At 40.1% G+C, this 15840-nt stretch carries 14 protein-coding genes; 10 read left to right on the forward strand and 4 right to left on the reverse strand.

From position 1 onward, the window contains the following. Nucleotides 1-168: 168 nt before the first annotated feature. The gene (locus AC6F33_RS01335; protein WP_480948083.1) at nucleotides 169-516 is read left to right on the forward strand and encodes a VOC family protein; all 348 of its coding nucleotides are present in this window, start codon (nucleotides 169-171) and stop codon (nucleotides 514-516) included. A gap of 154 nt (nucleotides 517-670) precedes the next feature. Here the strand turns inward: AC6F33_RS01335 and AC6F33_RS01340 are convergent, their stop codons facing one another. The 3 genes from AC6F33_RS01340 to AC6F33_RS01350 form a co-directional block, all read right to left on the reverse strand. Then, on the reverse strand, nucleotides 671-1003 hold the full coding sequence (locus tag AC6F33_RS01340) for a YciI family protein (protein ID WP_480948082.1): 333 nt from the start codon (nucleotides 1001-1003) through the stop codon (nucleotides 671-673). A 101-nt stretch (nucleotides 1004-1104) separates the two neighbouring features. Continuing rightward, on the reverse strand, nucleotides 1105-2271 hold the full coding sequence (gene queG / locus AC6F33_RS01345) for a tRNA epoxyqueuosine(34) reductase QueG (RefSeq protein ID WP_500777568.1): 1167 nt from the start codon (nucleotides 2269-2271) through the stop codon (nucleotides 1105-1107). A 995-nt stretch (nucleotides 2272-3266) separates the two neighbouring features. Beyond that, on the reverse strand, nucleotides 3267-4517 hold the full coding sequence (locus AC6F33_RS01350; RefSeq protein WP_480948080.1) for a type II restriction enzyme NmeDI-related protein: 1251 nt from the start codon (nucleotides 4515-4517) through the stop codon (nucleotides 3267-3269). A 202-nt stretch (nucleotides 4518-4719) separates the two neighbouring features. Here AC6F33_RS01350 and AC6F33_RS01355 point away from each other — a divergent pair, with 202 nt between their 5' ends. The 9 genes from AC6F33_RS01355 to AC6F33_RS01395 all read left to right on the forward strand — a co-directional run bounded on the left by AC6F33_RS01355 (nucleotide 4720) and on the right by AC6F33_RS01395 (nucleotide 13801). Beyond that, the gene (locus tag AC6F33_RS01355; RefSeq protein WP_480948079.1) at nucleotides 4720-5838 is read left to right on the forward strand and encodes a murein hydrolase activator EnvC family protein; all 1119 of its coding nucleotides are present in this window, start codon (nucleotides 4720-4722) and stop codon (nucleotides 5836-5838) included. Nucleotides 5839-6207: 369 nt separating this feature from the next. Next, complete coding sequence (locus tag AC6F33_RS01360) at nucleotides 6208-6966, forward strand: GntR family transcriptional regulator (protein ID WP_500777569.1); 759 nt, start codon at nucleotides 6208-6210, stop codon at nucleotides 6964-6966. Between the two features lie 5 nt (nucleotides 6967-6971). Continuing rightward, a complete protein-coding gene (locus AC6F33_RS01365) occupies nucleotides 6972-8018 on the forward strand; it encodes an extracellular solute-binding protein (protein WP_500777570.1) in 1047 nt (348 codons plus the stop codon). Between the two features lie 50 nt (nucleotides 8019-8068). Next, nucleotides 8069-9667, forward strand: coding sequence for an IS1634 family transposase (locus AC6F33_RS01370; protein ID WP_500777571.1), 1599 nt, complete (start codon nucleotides 8069-8071; stop codon nucleotides 9665-9667). A gap of 45 nt (nucleotides 9668-9712) precedes the next feature. After that, nucleotides 9713-10051, forward strand: a complete 339-nt coding sequence (locus AC6F33_RS01375; protein WP_500777572.1) for a hypothetical protein — start codon at nucleotides 9713-9715, stop codon at nucleotides 10049-10051. A gap of 83 nt (nucleotides 10052-10134) precedes the next feature. After that, nucleotides 10135-11013, forward strand: coding sequence for a carbohydrate ABC transporter permease (locus AC6F33_RS01380; RefSeq protein WP_500777573.1), 879 nt, complete (start codon nucleotides 10135-10137; stop codon nucleotides 11011-11013). A 4-nt stretch (nucleotides 11014-11017) separates the two neighbouring features. Then, nucleotides 11018-11845: a carbohydrate ABC transporter permease gene (locus AC6F33_RS01385; RefSeq protein WP_500777574.1), complete on the forward strand. Its 828-nt coding sequence runs from the start codon at nucleotides 11018-11020 to the stop codon at nucleotides 11843-11845. A gap of 7 nt (nucleotides 11846-11852) precedes the next feature. Next, entirely contained in the window at nucleotides 11853-12752 is a 900-nt protein-coding gene (locus AC6F33_RS01390; protein WP_500778124.1) for an ROK family protein, read from the forward strand. A gap of 2 nt (nucleotides 12753-12754) precedes the next feature. Continuing rightward, nucleotides 12755-13801 carry an SIS domain-containing protein gene (locus AC6F33_RS01395; RefSeq protein WP_500777575.1) on the forward strand — a complete coding sequence of 349 codons (1047 nt, stop codon included), beginning with the start codon at nucleotides 12755-12757 and terminating at the stop codon, nucleotides 13799-13801. Nucleotides 13802-13945: 144 nt separating this feature from the next. On the opposite strand, the gene AC6F33_RS01400 is transcribed toward AC6F33_RS01395, so the two are convergent. Next, entirely contained in the window at nucleotides 13946-14953 is a 1008-nt protein-coding gene (locus AC6F33_RS01400) for an SDR family oxidoreductase (protein ID WP_500777576.1), read from the reverse strand. Between the last annotated feature and the right edge of the window lie 887 nt (nucleotides 14954-15840).

Here is a 15840-nt window from a genome sequence, read left to right on the forward strand (position 1 = left end):
ATAATTAATTTTCTATTTATGCTATATTTATCCAGGTATATTTCAAACGCATTTTATTCAACGCCAGGATCCTTCCTAATTAGTATTTTTCTAATTGTCGTTTGCATTATTTTGGCATATCTTTTAACCATGAGGTTTAAAAACAACAGTTGATAGGAGCTTAAAAAGATGATAAAAGGTGTCGGAGGAATATTTTGGAGAACTAAGAATCTTGAAGTCGTAAAAAAATGGTACAGTGACGTATTGAAGATTGAAATAGAAAATTGGAATGGGACTATGATTAAACCTCAATTAGGAAATGAAACGATTTTTTCTTTTTTTACCGAGAATGACCGTTATTTTCCAACGGAACAGCAAGTCATGTTGAATTTCCAAGTAGATAATCTAGACGAGATGATTAAGCACCTTGAAGACATTGGTGTGCCCCTTGCAAAGAAAAAAGAGACTAGTGAATTTGGAACGTTTATTTGGATTGAAGATCCAGATGGTCGACTGGTTGAACTTTGGGAGAAATAGGACGATTTGCTTATACGGCATTAAAGCCAGGGCGAAACAGACCGACATGTGCATCTGTAGCTGAACTTAATGAAAAACGATTACTATCGATATGAGTACTGTGCTCACTACTGAGAATGATGTCGGTATTTGATGCAAATAGTAGATGAAATGACTAATCGATGAATGGCAAATCAGACTGCATCAGTGCGATGTGGTAAGGATAGAGTTCAGCAGTCATGATTCCTGTTGCAACGGCCGGATCGGATTGCATCAGCATTTGCGCCTCTTCGAACGAAGAAGTTTGTAAGATGACAATGCCAAATGTCTTTTCATCCAGGCCTTCTGTTTTTCCCGCAAGAATGAGCACTCTTTTATTCAGCAATTCTTGTAATCTTGAAAAATGTCGTTCAACCGCATCATTTTCCCGCTTTGTCCAATTTGCTTCATTTAATAAAGAAGGAATTAAACGTAACACATAGATATATTGTTTTCGCTTATCCAGCATCGATGATTACCCCTTACGTTTGTTTTTTGCGGTGGATGATTGCAAATGTTCCCTGTGCGAACGGAATGCATTGTGAATGGGTTCCATCATTGTCTTGATGATTAACTACAATTATCCTTTTCATTATCGAGTTTTTCCTTAATCCACTGACAAATTTTCTCGTCCTCTTCTTTCACGAGAAGTTTTTTTAGTGATTCAATAATTTGCGCATGCATATCGGGCTCAAATCGGTCCCACATTTGCTGCAGTGCCCAGGTAACTGTGCGGCGGATGACGGGACGCGGGTCTTCCTGCAATAGGCGGAGGAGCTCCGGTGCGGCGTCAACTTCTTTATAATTGCCGAGTGCCACAATCGCATTGCGCTGGATCGGCTTCTTTCCCCGCCAGGAACCGGACAATTCCCCGAATATTTCTTTAAAATCACGATTGGACAGCGACAGCAACGGTGCAAGAAGCGGACGGGCAAGTTCCGGATCCGCCTCCATTTCCTCATGAAAATGACTGTCCACATCCCGATTGTACGGACAGACCTGTTGACAGGTGTCGCAGCCATAGAGCCTGTTACCAATCGCTTTTTTGTATTCTTCCGGAAGCTCCTGTTTTGTCTGGGTGAGAAAGGCGATGCATTTCTGGCTGTTGAGCTGTCCGCCTTGAACCAGTGCTCCGGTTGGGCAGTGGTCGATACAAATCGTGCAGTCACCGCACAGATCGGTCGCCGGTTTGTCCGGAGGGAATGGGATGTTGGTCAGCATCTCGCCAAGATAAACGTAAGACCCGAATTCTTTGGTAATTAGGTTGGTGCTTTTTCCTGCCCAGCCGATGCCGGCACGTTCAGCCACTGCACGATCAGACAGTTCTCCGGTGTCGACCATGCTTTTGAATGTGGCTCCGGGAATCGTGTCAACCAGAAATTCGCCAAGCTTTTGCATGCGGTCACGAAGTATCGCATGGTAGTCCTGTCCCCAAGAGACCCGGGCAAAGGCGCCGCGACGATGGCCTTTCGTATTTGCCGGACGTTCGGCCATTCGCTTCGGATAGGCCATAGCGATCGAGACGATCGACTGTACGCCATCCATGAGCAGAGTCGGCTCGGTTCTTTTTTCAATATCCTTCTCCTCGAATCCGGACTGATAACCGAGTTCCCGCTGCCGATAAAGCCGTGACTTGAGCTCGGTGAACGGATCAGCTGTCGTGAAGCCGATCTTGTCCACACCTATTTTCTTACTATATGTGATCAGTTGTTCCTTCAGCCTTTGAAAATCCGTCATCTCTGATAAATCCTTTCATTTCCTGCCGATAAACGTTTTGCAAGTCTTGCCATATGTATGGATTGGCACTGAAAATCGTATGATTGATTTTTGATCTGCTGATCTCATGATAACGTGATTGGCGGATGCTCGCAAATGATTGCTGAAGGCCTTTATATTTATTTAGTAGACCAGCTGAGAAAAACCGGCGATTCATTATCGGGATAAATCAGCGTCTAGGGTCTCCGTTCTTTGATTGGTAGCTGTTTTATCATCATGTTTTTTTCAATTTAAGGGATCAAAAAGCAGAACAGGTCACGGGATGACAATGAATCACACAAAACGTAGATGTATATCAATACCTTCTAGATACAGACACTTATGCTGTGTAGCATAGCATTTAATGATTAGACTGTGTTATTAGGTAGTAGACTATGCAGTATGTTCTTGTGCTTCACATTTTCAATAGTAGACTTTATAATAGGATTAAAGGTATATAACGCTTAGGATATATAGTTGCTTTGATCTAGTAGATTAAGCATATGGATTTTGCGTCTACATTTGGTTATTCATGTATATAATAAAAACGGCAGTTACCTGTGCGCTTACACAGATAACTGCCTAGGCTTTAGAAGCTGCTTTAAGAGCAGCGCATCACTTTATAGCTGAATATCTCAAAGGATAACCGCTTTCTAGTTTGCCGACCAGAGCGGTTATTTCTTTTCCCTTGAGATATAACTGAGCAAAGCAATAATGAATGTGCCGCCCATAAAGAGCAGCGCAATCATGCTAATTATTACTCCAATTATATCCATTGGTTGAAGAATGCCTCCTTCCGTTCTCTGTCGTCTACAGGAGACCCTACGAGTAACAGGGTGAGACACACCGCTCTTTAAGCCGTTCTATTACCTTGTTTATTATTTTAGCATAATCCGAATTAGTTCAGATAGCCTAATGAATGAATGGTTGAAGGCAGCCACCAATAAGAAAATCTGCTTCTAATTTAACAGCAAAATTCATACCGATTTTGCAATCGGATCAAGGATGCTGATGTCCGTACCGAATTTGCACATGGCGTCACAGTCGCATTGCAAATCGGAAAATAAAAGATAAGACATGACGGACTTTAAGGAGTGTTCTTTAATGAATGATGGACGCATTAATTGCGCTTTGATTTCTTTTTCACGTTTGTTGGGAGCGACAAGAAATAGTCTGCATACTTGATCAACAGACAGCGACAAATCATAAAGCCGGAGAATGCCTGAATAAATGGAGGTACTCTTTTCCACTTCAAATCCGCTGACAATCTCACCATTCTGATTCAGCCAGAGTACGTCAATCAGGGATATGGTATCAAAAACGCTTTTGCTTAGATTCGAGAGCGGCAAGGCGGGAAGCGAGTATTCGCCGAGTTTTTTACCGTTATATTCTCGCTTATGGTCGTTTTGTGCAATCCACACGTGATAACCCAGCGAGTGTCCCAATCGTGCTAAATGGTACTGCATTTCACTGTGCGCATTTTCCTCAATTTGGTCATCAAGGACTTGATGATGTCTTTTTTTCAATACTTTTAAACGCTTTTCGTTTTCCGCATCCAGAATCTGGTCGCTATTTTCGGGCAGGATAAGCCGGCCTGTGCCAATCTCAAACAGTAAACCGGCAAAAGCGCCTAAGTCTTTGGACAAGCGAGATTGTGGATTTGTCGCCAAAATGTCCTCTCTCATTTCAAGATAGGCCATCCAAGACCCAAGCTTCAGCTTCTTATGGAACAATGTATTGTACCCGCGAACAATCGCCGTATTGAAAGGCGGAAACAGGGTGGGGTGAAGGAAGTAAATAATAGTGGCAACTGCCGGGCCAAGGCCCTTAATCTTTAATTGGTCAAGTTTCACGATCTCGTCAAAAATCTGTTCAGCATTGTTGGCATGCAAACATGCATTAAGAAATCTTCCGAAAGCCAGTTGGTTTTCCGGGTTCTCATAAATATCGGGAATGCGCAGTTTTGGTTTCCAGTAAAACGGATGTGCCGCACCTTCAAAAACTTGTTTTTGCTCCGATATCGCCGTAACAACGGTTTCCAAACTCGATCCCTTGAAATCATTGCCAAAGCTGCGTGCTTCAATTTCACTGATGACTTTTTTTAGCCCCTTTTTGATGGTGCGGAATGCTTTGAGGCGATCTTCATTATTAATAAACCAAGTATGGTAGACTGATTCCTGATCGTTTATGTATACCTCGGTGAGCTTATCTAATTCTTCACGAGCCAACGCGTTTACCCCCATCAATCGCTATGAGTCTATTATAGCCTAAAGGTGTCCATGAGAAGGGCGCTTTTTTTGTAACTAGATTGTTATCGAATCATGTCTTATTGTGTCATATTAGGTTGTTATGATGTGAACATAGAATTTTGCTGAGGGTATCCGCCTGAAGCGATACAAACAGAGAAAAGTACTAGAGGGGAAAGGGATCATGAATCGGAAACACATACATACAGCAATAGCACTGGGGCTGATGTTTTCTTTAGTCATGGGCTTCGTCGGCGTTATGGACGTACATGCACAATCGGATCAGCTTTCTGAGAATCAACAGCAACAAGATGTGGTTATTAAGCAGCTCAAGGCCTCGGATCATCAAGTGAAGAAGATTAAGACGGCGGTGGCAGACAAGCAGGAAATACTAGCAGAAAGTCGTGAAAAATCGAAGTGGATGAAGGAAGAGATTAAACGACTGAACAAGCAGATCGACAGCAGGGACAAATTATTGAAAAAGCGGGTTCGAACCATGTATCTCAATCAAGGATCCGCAAACTATCTTGATGTTCTGCTTGGTTCAGAGAGTTTTGGAAATTTCATAGATCGAGTGTTTGCGTTAAAAACAATTTCGGAAAACGATCAAAACATGCTCAATGATCAAAAGCAAGACAAGGCAAACCGGGCCGCAAATCAACAGGCGCTTATTGATGAACAAAGTCAGTTAAAGAACGGCTTGGCAGAATTAAAGGATCTGGAGACCGAGCTTCTTAAAAAGGAAGAGGATCAACGCAGTCAACTCGCGTTATTGAAAAAAGAAGCATCGAAAATAAAAGAAAAAGAAATGGATAAGAATGAAGAAACAGAAGTTGCGGAAGCACAAACGCGTGCACTAAGCAGTCAATCCGCCGACCTTGAGAATCTGTCTGACAGTAAAGCGGATTTTATAAAACCGGCTCAGGGCTATATTTCCTCCGGATTTGGTCAACGTTCCTTTGACAACAGTTTTCACCCCGGAATTGATATCGCGAGTAGTGAGGGGACACCGGTAATGGCCGCTGCGGACGGCGTTGTTTTTAGAGCGTATCATTCGTCCAGTTACGGGAATACAGTCATGATCTCGCATAAGATTAATGGTCACTTATTCACCACCGTATACGCCCACCTTAACAGTTACCATGTTTCTGCAGGCGACCGAGTGAGTAAAGGTCAGGATATCGGCGGAATGGGCAATACAGGTGAATCCTTTGGCTCACATCTGCACTTCGAATTGTATGACGGACAATGGAATCCGCCGCCGCATAACGGTGCCGTCGATCCGATGAAGTTTATTAAGTGAAAAATAAGAAGAAGTGCTCAGTGGATTTAGAAATATTAGCATTGTACGCATAGATTATTTCAAAAAGAAAAGAGGTGTCTTAAGGTCGCTATTTGACTTTGAGACACCTCTTTTTGGCACTTGTCGAAAATTTTGGTTAAATTAAGTTAGATTCCAATCGAAAAAGCCAAAAGAAGTTTGCTAATTTTTCAAAAAAATGTTTACAAAAGTATAATATTATAATATTATAATGTATGAAAAAGAAAATAATTTTCTGAATATAGGAGGGAGCAAGATGATGGAAATAAGGGTCTAGTGAATGAGTGTATATATTAAATAGATTCTTTAAAAACTATTTATCAGTTCGTAATAGTATAATATTATATTATTATGAACAAAAAAATTCCATTGTACATTCAAATTCATGACTATCTATTAAAAAGTATTCAGAACAAAACTTATGTGACTGGCGCATTGCTTCCTTCTGAAGCAGAACTGGCTAAGAAATATAAAGTCAGTTTAATAACGATTCGAAGAGCGATGCAGGAACTTGCAAATGAAGGGTGGGTAAAAAGACAAGCAGGGAAGGGTACTTTTGCGTCAATGCCAACGAAGATTAATCAGCCGGTGGGTGTTCTGACAAGTTTTACGACTGATATGGAAGAATTGGGGATCAAACCAAGTTCAGCCTTATTGACACAAGAAACGATTCCTGCGGGAGAACATGAGTCAAAAATACTAGAAGTCAAGATTGGGACACCGCTTTTTCATTTATATCGGATTCGTCAAGGAGATGGGTTGCCAATTCTTTTGGAAAATGTTTATGTACCATTGAACATTTTTCCGAATCTGACCAATATGGACTTCTCGGATCAATCATTTTATAAGGCGTTGACTGAGAACCGAATTGAACTCACTCGATCAACCCAAGAATTTGAGCCCGTGATTTTAACGCACAACCAGGCATTGTTGTTGCAAGTACACGATTTGATTCCTGCATTTTTAAGAAAAGCTGTCAGCTACAGCAAGGATAGACCAATCGAATATGTGGAGTCAATTTATCGAAAAGATCGTTTCAGATTTATTGTCGAAACAGGAAGATATTCACCAAAATTGGTGCTGATTTCCCCCAAAAAAACAGGGAGGTAACATTAATGAAAATAAAAAAAATTGGGGCTTGTATCCTGTCGGTTGTCATGATATTTTCGATTCTTTCAGGCTGTGGAAATTCAAATTCGAGCAATGATAAAAATAAAAAGATCCAATTAACAATGTGGCAACAGTGGGGCGGGGGACATGAAGAAGCGGTCCTCAAAAAGGTCATTCGAGAATATGAACGACTGCATCCAAATATAACAATTAAAGAGATCCCCGTAACGGATAATTCAAAAATTTTGACTGCAATCTCTGGAGGCAATCCGCCGGATATCATTGATTTAGGATCCAGCGCAACAATTGGTGAGTGGGCAAGTAAGGGAGCGCTTACTAATTTGACGCCGTATATTAATAAAGATAAGGATTTTAAAAAAGACGCATTTGTTCCAGCTTCTTGGAAACCGGTGACCTATAAAGGAAATCCATATGGATTGCCATTTATGAATTTTAATGTCGGTCTTCTATATAATAAAAAGCTTTTGGCAAGCGCAGGACTTAAAAATCCGCCTAGTACGCTTGAAGAACTAACAAAATATGCGGATAAATTAACAAAAGTAAATTCAAAAGGGAAAATAACCCAAATGGGTTTCCTGCCTAATTATCCAGGACAAACAAACGGTCAGGTAGTTGGGCTTGAAAATTATGGGTGGCTCTTTGGCGGTGATTGGTTTGATACTGAAAAGAACAAAGCAACAGCGGATAGATCGGAGAATGTGAAGGCATTAAATTGGGAAAGCGAATTTTATAAAAAGTATGGGGCTCAAAATGTCGCTAATTTTGAGAAATCGGCAGGTGCTTATCTGACGGCGCAAGATCTGTTTGAATCTGGAAAACTTGCCATGGTATATGATGGGCCATGGGCACTTGCATATATCAAGCAGAACGTACCTTCACTTTCAAAGGATATTGGCGTAGCACCTTTTCCTGCACCGGTATCCAATTCATCTGCAAAAGGGACAACCTTTATCCTGCATTCCCGGTATTTTATAACAATAAAGCGTCCAAATCCCTTGATATTATTGAGATTTGGACGCTTTTTCACTTGACATTATCTCCAAACATTGGTATAATTATACCAATGTTTGGAGGCGTTCTCATGTCACTTGTCTATCTAAAGAATAAAAAGAATGGTGTCACTTATGTTTATGAATCAGTAGGATACTGGGATAAAGAAAAAAAACAAGCACGAAATAACCGGAAGTGCATTGGAAAACTGGATCCCGTAACAGGGGACTTCGTCCCTTCCAAAAAATATTCCGAAACGATGAAAGAATTGATCGCCAAAAAACCAGGCCCAGTTCCGACAGAGCGAGCGGAACGCCGATTTTACGGAACAACCTATTTGTTTGATACCATTGGCACAAAATTGGGAATTACTGAGGACCTCAAACGTTGTTTTCCTGATACCTACAAGCAGATTCTGTCGGTAGCCTATTATTTAGTCATGGAGGATCGAAACTCAATAAGCCGCTTTCCCAAATGGGCACGGACACATGTTCATCCGTTCGGTAAAAATATCCCGTCACAACGGAGTAGCGATCTTTTTGGTTCAATTACTGAGGATGCCAAACAGCAGTTTTTTCACCGACAAGCTGAGCGCCGCATTCAAGAGGAGTATTTAGCGTATGATACCACCTCTATTTCTTCATACTCCAAGTCTTTGAAACAAGTGAAATACGGAAAAAACAAAGACCATGATCCATTACCACAGATTAATATGGCTCTTTTGTTTGGTGAGACCTCCGGTCTTCCTGTGTCATACCGTAAACTTCCAGGGAACATCGCAGATGTGAAAACGATCCAGCACCTTTTGAAGGAGTTTGAACTGTTCGGGAAAAAGAAAACTAAGATTGTGATGGATCGTGGATTCTACAGTGAGCAGAATATTAATGCATTCTACGAAAAACATCTCAAGTTTCTTATAGGTGTGCGTACTTCACTGAAATTTGTTCAAAAGAAATTAGCAGATGTTCGGGCTACTATGGTTTCGAGGCCTCATTATCAGTCGACTATCGGTCTTTACTATCAATCCTTCATGACCGATTGGAATTATGAAAGCCTTCAAAAACGCTCTGGTGAAGTAATTAAAACCAAGAAACGGGTTTATCTGCATCTTTACTACAATGATCAAAAAGCCACCGATGATAAAATGGCTTTTAATAAACTCCTTGATGTGCTTGAAGAAGAATTAATTTCAGGTCGTCGAAATCCAGATCATGAAAAATTGTATACCCGATACTACATGGTTAAAGAAACACCTGTCCGAGGTATTACGTTAACACCCAAAAAGGAAGCTATTGAAAAAGCGGAACAGGATTATGGGTATTTCGCTTTACTCTCCAATGGGATCAAAGATCCCATTGAAGCCATTAACATTTACCGAACCAAAGATATGATTGAGAAAGCCTTTGGGAATCTAAAAGAACGGTTAAATCTAAGACGAACCTCAGTTTCTTCCGAGGAAAACTTAGATGGCAAATTATTCGTTCAGTTTATTGCTCTGTTCTATCTTTCGTACATAAAAAAAGCCATGAGCGATCATGACCTCTTCAAACGATACACACTTCAAGAAGTTCTTGATGACTTAGATGTCATTGAACAATTCCGGCAACCTGGTCATGATGCATCAATTGGTGAAATGACCAAGAAACAAATGGATCTGTACAAAGAGCTTGGCGTGATGATCCCATCATAGGTATAAATTCACGGGAATGTAGGCTTTATTGACACCAATGCTCAGGTGATTCCAACAGGATCGAAGCATGTTCAGGAAGCCTATGATTTTATTGCATGGGAGACGAGTAATCCCAAAATTGCTAGCACATTTGCTGATCTGATAAATAATCTTCCGCAACTGAAAAAAGTACCTGAATTTAAACTAGCAAAAGATAAGCGTTTTAAAGTCTTCATGGATTTAGCTAACAGTAAGAACGCGCACGCATGGGTGCAAAGTTCGGTGAGCGGTGAATATACAAATAAATTGGCACAAACAGAAAATGATGTACTTATGGGTAAAGCGGAAGCAAAATCGGCTTTAAAACAGTTGAACAGCAGTATCAACAGTTCATTGGGAAAATAAACACTATTAAATTTTGCTTTTCTGTTAAAACAGGCGAAAATAATTCAAAAAATTCCGAATTATAAATGAGGTGGAATGGAATTTTGAAGAAGAAAAATTTAATTGGAATAGCTTTTGCCTCTCCCTGGATTATTGGTTTTCTTGTTTTTAGTGCGTATCCAATTGTGATGTCACTTTATTATAGTTTTACAAAATTCAATATTCTCCAATCGCCGCAGTGGACAGGTTTAACCAATTACCAGCATATGATCCATGATCCACTTTTTTGGAGATCATTATTTAATACCTTTTACATCACTATTTTTGGCGTTCCGTTGTCTATTGTTTTAGGAATTGGTGCAGCGGTTTTATTAAATCAGAAGGTACGTGGCGTCGGTATTTTTCGTACCTTGATGTTCCTACCGACAATAGTTCCCCCCGTTGCGGTTGCTATTGTGTGGATGTTTATTCTTAATCCAGATTATGGACTGCTGAATGCATTATTGTCATTTTTTCATTTGCCTCAGCCCGGTTGGTTAGCTGATCCCGGATATTCAAAGGCTTCACTACTTTTGATGGTACTTTGGCAATCTGGTCAGATTATCGTTATTATGTTAGCCGGGCTTCAGGATGTTCCAAAAAGCATATATGAAGCTGCAGAGATAGACGGTGCTAGTGAATGGATGAAATTCAGAAGAATAACACTTCCAATGTTAAGTCCTGTCATTTTTTTCAATGTAGTGATTGGTGCGATTAATTTTCTACAGTTTTTTACACAAGCATTTGTTGTTGCACCCAAAGCGCTTGGTTCACCAGCTCATAGTACATTGTTTTACACCACTTATATTTATCAGAATGCTTTTCAGTATATGAACATGGGATATGCATCGGCCATGGCTTGGGGTCTTTTAATTCTGACTCTCGTTCTAACCTTTGTGATTTTTAAAATTGGTAAACGATCTGTTTTCTATGGGGGAGATTAAGCGCATGAGAAAAAGAACCAGAAAAATGGTTGTTTATATTCTTTTGCTTATAGTAACTTTTTTATTTTTATTGCCCATTATTTGGATGATCTCAAGCTCTTTAAAAAATAATCAGGAGATTTTTACTTTTCCACCAAATTTTATTCTTAAAGTATTTAATTGGGGCAATTATCCACGTGCGCTCAGTTATATTCCTTTTATGAAATATTTGGCCAATACATTAATTATTTCGGTGGGTTCAGTCATAGGTACATTGGTATCTGTCCCTCTTGTAGCATATTCTTTTTCAAGATTGGAATGGAAAGGGAGAAATTTTCTATTTGCTCTTTGTATTGCAACAATGATGATTCCTTTCATTGTGACCATGATTCCTATGTATGCTATGTTCAAATCACTTGGTTGGATTGATACTTATTATCCACTAATCGTCCCAGCATTTTTTGGAACACCGCTCTATATTTTTTTAATGCGTCAGTTTTATCTGGGGATTCCAAAAGACATTTCTGAGGCAGCTTATATTGACGGGGCAAGTGAATTTCGTGTCTTTCTACAAATCATCACCCCGTTAACTAAGCCCGCTCTCATCGCTATATCATTATTTACTTTTTTGGCGAACTGGACGGACTTCCTTGCTCCGCTGATTTTTCTGAATGATAGTAACAATTTTACATTGTCGCTTGGCTTACAGCAGTTTCAGAGTGTCCACTCAACCCAATGGGCGTATTTGATGGCGACATGTGTCATTTTCACCTTGCCAGTTGCGATTTTATTTTTTGTTTTTCAGCGTCATTTTATTGAAGGGATATCCATGTCGGGTCAGGGAGGCAAATAGTTTGAAAATGCATGGTTCTGTTTTGGCAATTGATGCCGGTGGAACAAAAATTCATATTGCTATTGCTCAAGATGGGAAAATAGTTGGGGAGAAAAGAGTGGCTACATTAGCTGAAAAAGGCGGAAAGCAAGCGTTTGAACGGATGATTTTAGCTTCTAAAGAACTGATTCGACAGACCGGTTTTAGGATTCAATCAATTGGGCTAGCCTCCCCTGGAGTGGTGCATCTGGATAATAAAACAACAGAATTCACTTGGAATATACCGGGTTGGGATGCGTTAGGTATCTCCGAGCAGCTACAGCAGGTATTCTCCGTGCCGGTGATCATTGAGAATGATGCTAATATGGCTGCTATCGCAGAAGATTATTATGGAGATCATGGCACCTCTTTTATTATGTTTGCGATTGGGACAGGGTTTGGATCAGGGATTATTTTAAATCATCAGCTATGGACAGGGGCCCACGGGGCAGCAGGAGAGATTGCCAGATGGGTTATGAACGATAAAGCGCTAACTATGCACTTGAATTACGGTCATCTCGAGTACTTGATGTCTGGTTCGGGCTTCGAAACAAGATATTATGAACTAAGTGGGAAACGGTGCAGCGGTCAGGAGATAGCTGCTCTTGAGAAGAAAGGGGACTCTTTGGCCCAATTGGTTTTTGATGAGGGGGCCTTATATTTAGGCATTACGGCCGCTAATGCAGCGACACTTCTTGATTTGGATACCATTGTATTAAGTGGTGGCGTAATTATGAAGCACCGTGAACGTTGGATCCAATCCACAGTTGCCATCATTGAAAAATTTTGTCTCTATCCTCCTAAAGTTGTTGTATCGAACTTAGGAGATCGATCCGTTTTATTTGGAGCTTTAGTCGCAGCCTATCATATATTAGAAAGGAATCAATAAAAATGGATAAATATTTATCAGAAATAATGGAGCAACCTGCTAAAATGAGGTATCTGTATGATTCATGGGCAGGAAGCAGAGAGTTGTCGTTAATAGGTGAAGATTACAAGAAAGCACCGAAGCCAATCATATTTTTAGGGATGGGTAGTTCAAATTTTGCTCCGATAAGTGTAAGAACAAGGCTCAATCGTTTGAAAATTCCTTTTTATGTCTATGATGCGGGAGAATTTCTACATTATGAAATTGAAAATGTACCACAGGAAGCTTGGGTAGTTGCTATCTCACAATCTGGCGAAAGCTTTGAAACATGCGCATCAGTAAAAGCGCTTAAAAATCGTGTAGGTCGAATTATTGCAATAACAAATGAGAAAGAAAGTACACTTGCTCATTTGGCTGATACGGTTTTATTGCTTTGCGCGGGTCAAGAAAAAGGATCGACAACGAAGACATTTATGAACACTTTGCTTGCTTTACACCTTTTAATAAATACTATTGAAACGTCGGGAAAAATTGAAAGTCAGGATATTATGAATTTGATTTCAATTACAGCAAATTTGACGGAATCATTAATGGATGAAACAAATAAATTTATTAGCACACTAAAAATATCAGATCAAAATACTCTGGATCCACTTCATTTGATTGCACGTGGGCCAACTTTAGCAACAGCTTTACAATCATCACTTGTTTTATCTGAAACAACAGGAATATTTTCACAAGCACTTTCAGGTGGGACATTTAGGCATGGTCCGTACGAGTTAACGGGCACCCAGCACCGTGCATTGATTTTTGCTCCTTCGGGTAAAACTCAGAGTCTTTTGCTAAAGTTAGCAAACGAATTGTATCGTAATGGTTCAAAGATTATTCTAATTAGCGATACGAAAGAAAATGTTCCTTATTTCAAATTAACATTACCAACGGTGAATGAAGATCTGGCACCACTTCTTTATTTTTTACCTGTGGAATTCTTTATATGGAATTTAGCAAAAAAACGAGGGAGAGAACCAGGAATAATGCAAAATATGGGCAAAGTAACGAAATTTGAATGACAGTAAGAAAGGCTAAGCACCTAGAAGATGATGATTGAACTGACCCCCTAAAGTTGAAATGAAATTCAATTTTAGGGGGTTTTGCTAATTTCTTAGTAACCTCAAAATTTTGACTGATCAGTTTAATAGATAACCTTCTAGAAGTTAGGAATGTGTTGATTCTCCACCATCTACATGAAGAACTTGCCCAGTAACATGCCGAGAATCATCGGATGCTAAATAAACAAAGGTAGGGGCGACTTCGAATGGTTGAGCCATGCGATTAAATAAATTTGTTCCGTGCAAGGCGTTTACATCAGAAGAAAAGCTCGCCGGAATAAGAGGAGTCCAAACACGACCAGGTGCGATAGCATTGACACGAATCTGACGTTTGGCAAGGCTTTTTGCTAAAGAACGGGTCCAGCCAACAATGGCTGCCTTTGTAGCCGAATAATCAATTAATAACGGTTCACCTGCGTAGGCGACAACTGAGGCAGTTCCAATAATTGAACTGCCTCCTTTTAAATAGGGGAGCGCAGCTCTTGTCGTATAAAAATGAGAATAAATATTCAGTTTAAAGGTTTCATCAAATTGTTCGTCCGTAATAGCCATAAGATCATTTTGCTGAAACTGAATCCCGACATGATTACATAATACATCGAGCCTGCCAAAGGTTTTCATTGTTTCATGTACAATGTGCTCACATTGTTCTTTTTTTCGAAGATCGCCTGGTAGTAGAAGACATCTTTGGCCAAACGCCTCAATTCTTCTTTTTGTTCGATTGGCGTCTTCGTGTTCATCTAAATAAGCAATCGCAACATTTGCCTTTTCCTTTGCAAAAGCAATCGCTGCTGCTGCCCCCATTCCACTGTCACCACCAGTAATAAGAGCCACTTTGTTTTTTAATTTTCCACTCCCTTTATAATGCGGGTTTTCAATAATGGGTTTTGGAACCATTAAATGCTCAAGCCCAGGTTGCCTCAATTGTCTTTGCTCGGGTTGAGTCAAGGGGACCTCTTCATAGCGAGTAATTTTTCCATACGCCGGATAAAGTGGATACGGATCTTGCTTTTTATTGTCTTCAAACCATTTTTGATAAGCACGAATTTGCTCAAGTTCTTCCTTAGATAATGATTGGTGATGCTGTGGGTTATGCTCATTTTGATTATTCATAACGAATGCCTCCTCCATTTCATAGGCTATGATTAGCCATTTTTTTATGTGAAGAAAAGCTGGCTGACTGTTTATAAACGAAGGAGGTGACAATAAGATGCGCGTTGAATTTATGCCTCAGGTCACACGTTTATTGGAAAACGTGGAAACTGAATTAACGTTCGATTATTTACAGTATAGCTGGACCACCCCAACTATTGCTGTTAGACCTCCTTACTATAGCCATCCCATCTATAAGCCATATTATCCAAACCTATAATGCGATCTATCAGTGGGCTCTTTCTGCTTGTTAAGGTGAGGGAGTATTAGTTAATCCAAAACTGGGCTGAATCCATAGGGATTTAGCCTTTCTTACACGTTAAGAAAGTATAGCGTTTTGCCTTGCCGGTACAACGATAAGGTCATAAGATTCGGTTGGGCGATCAGGTAAGCGCCCAATCTGAGAAATAAACGGAAAAATTCCGCTTATTTAGAAAATTAATGAAAAAATTGCTTGAATAGACGGAAAAATTCCGCTTATCGAATCGAAAAACGTGAAAATGGAGGGTTTTTCTGTGCATAAGCGGAAAAATTACCCTTATGTACCTGTGAACCAAGCGCCATGATGCATATAACCGGAAAATCTCCGCTTATTTTATTCCGGCCGCGTTACTTAATTAAGGACCGGGCTGGACCCGGTTTTTCAAATCACGATTGGTCTTAATCAAACGTTTGATTTATTCGGTGCAAATGATAGGGTACCGGTTACCTTTTTCCGCCCTTATGGTGACATTACCCGATTGATAATGAGTCCGAACCCAATGCAAACAGCTACGGTGATTCGTCCGTTGCTGCCAGCCAACCAGTTTTCAATTAGAGGCAGTCTTGAAAGGATTTCGATCAGAACC

The organism is Sporolactobacillus sp. BBK16-2 (assembly GCF_059878335.1).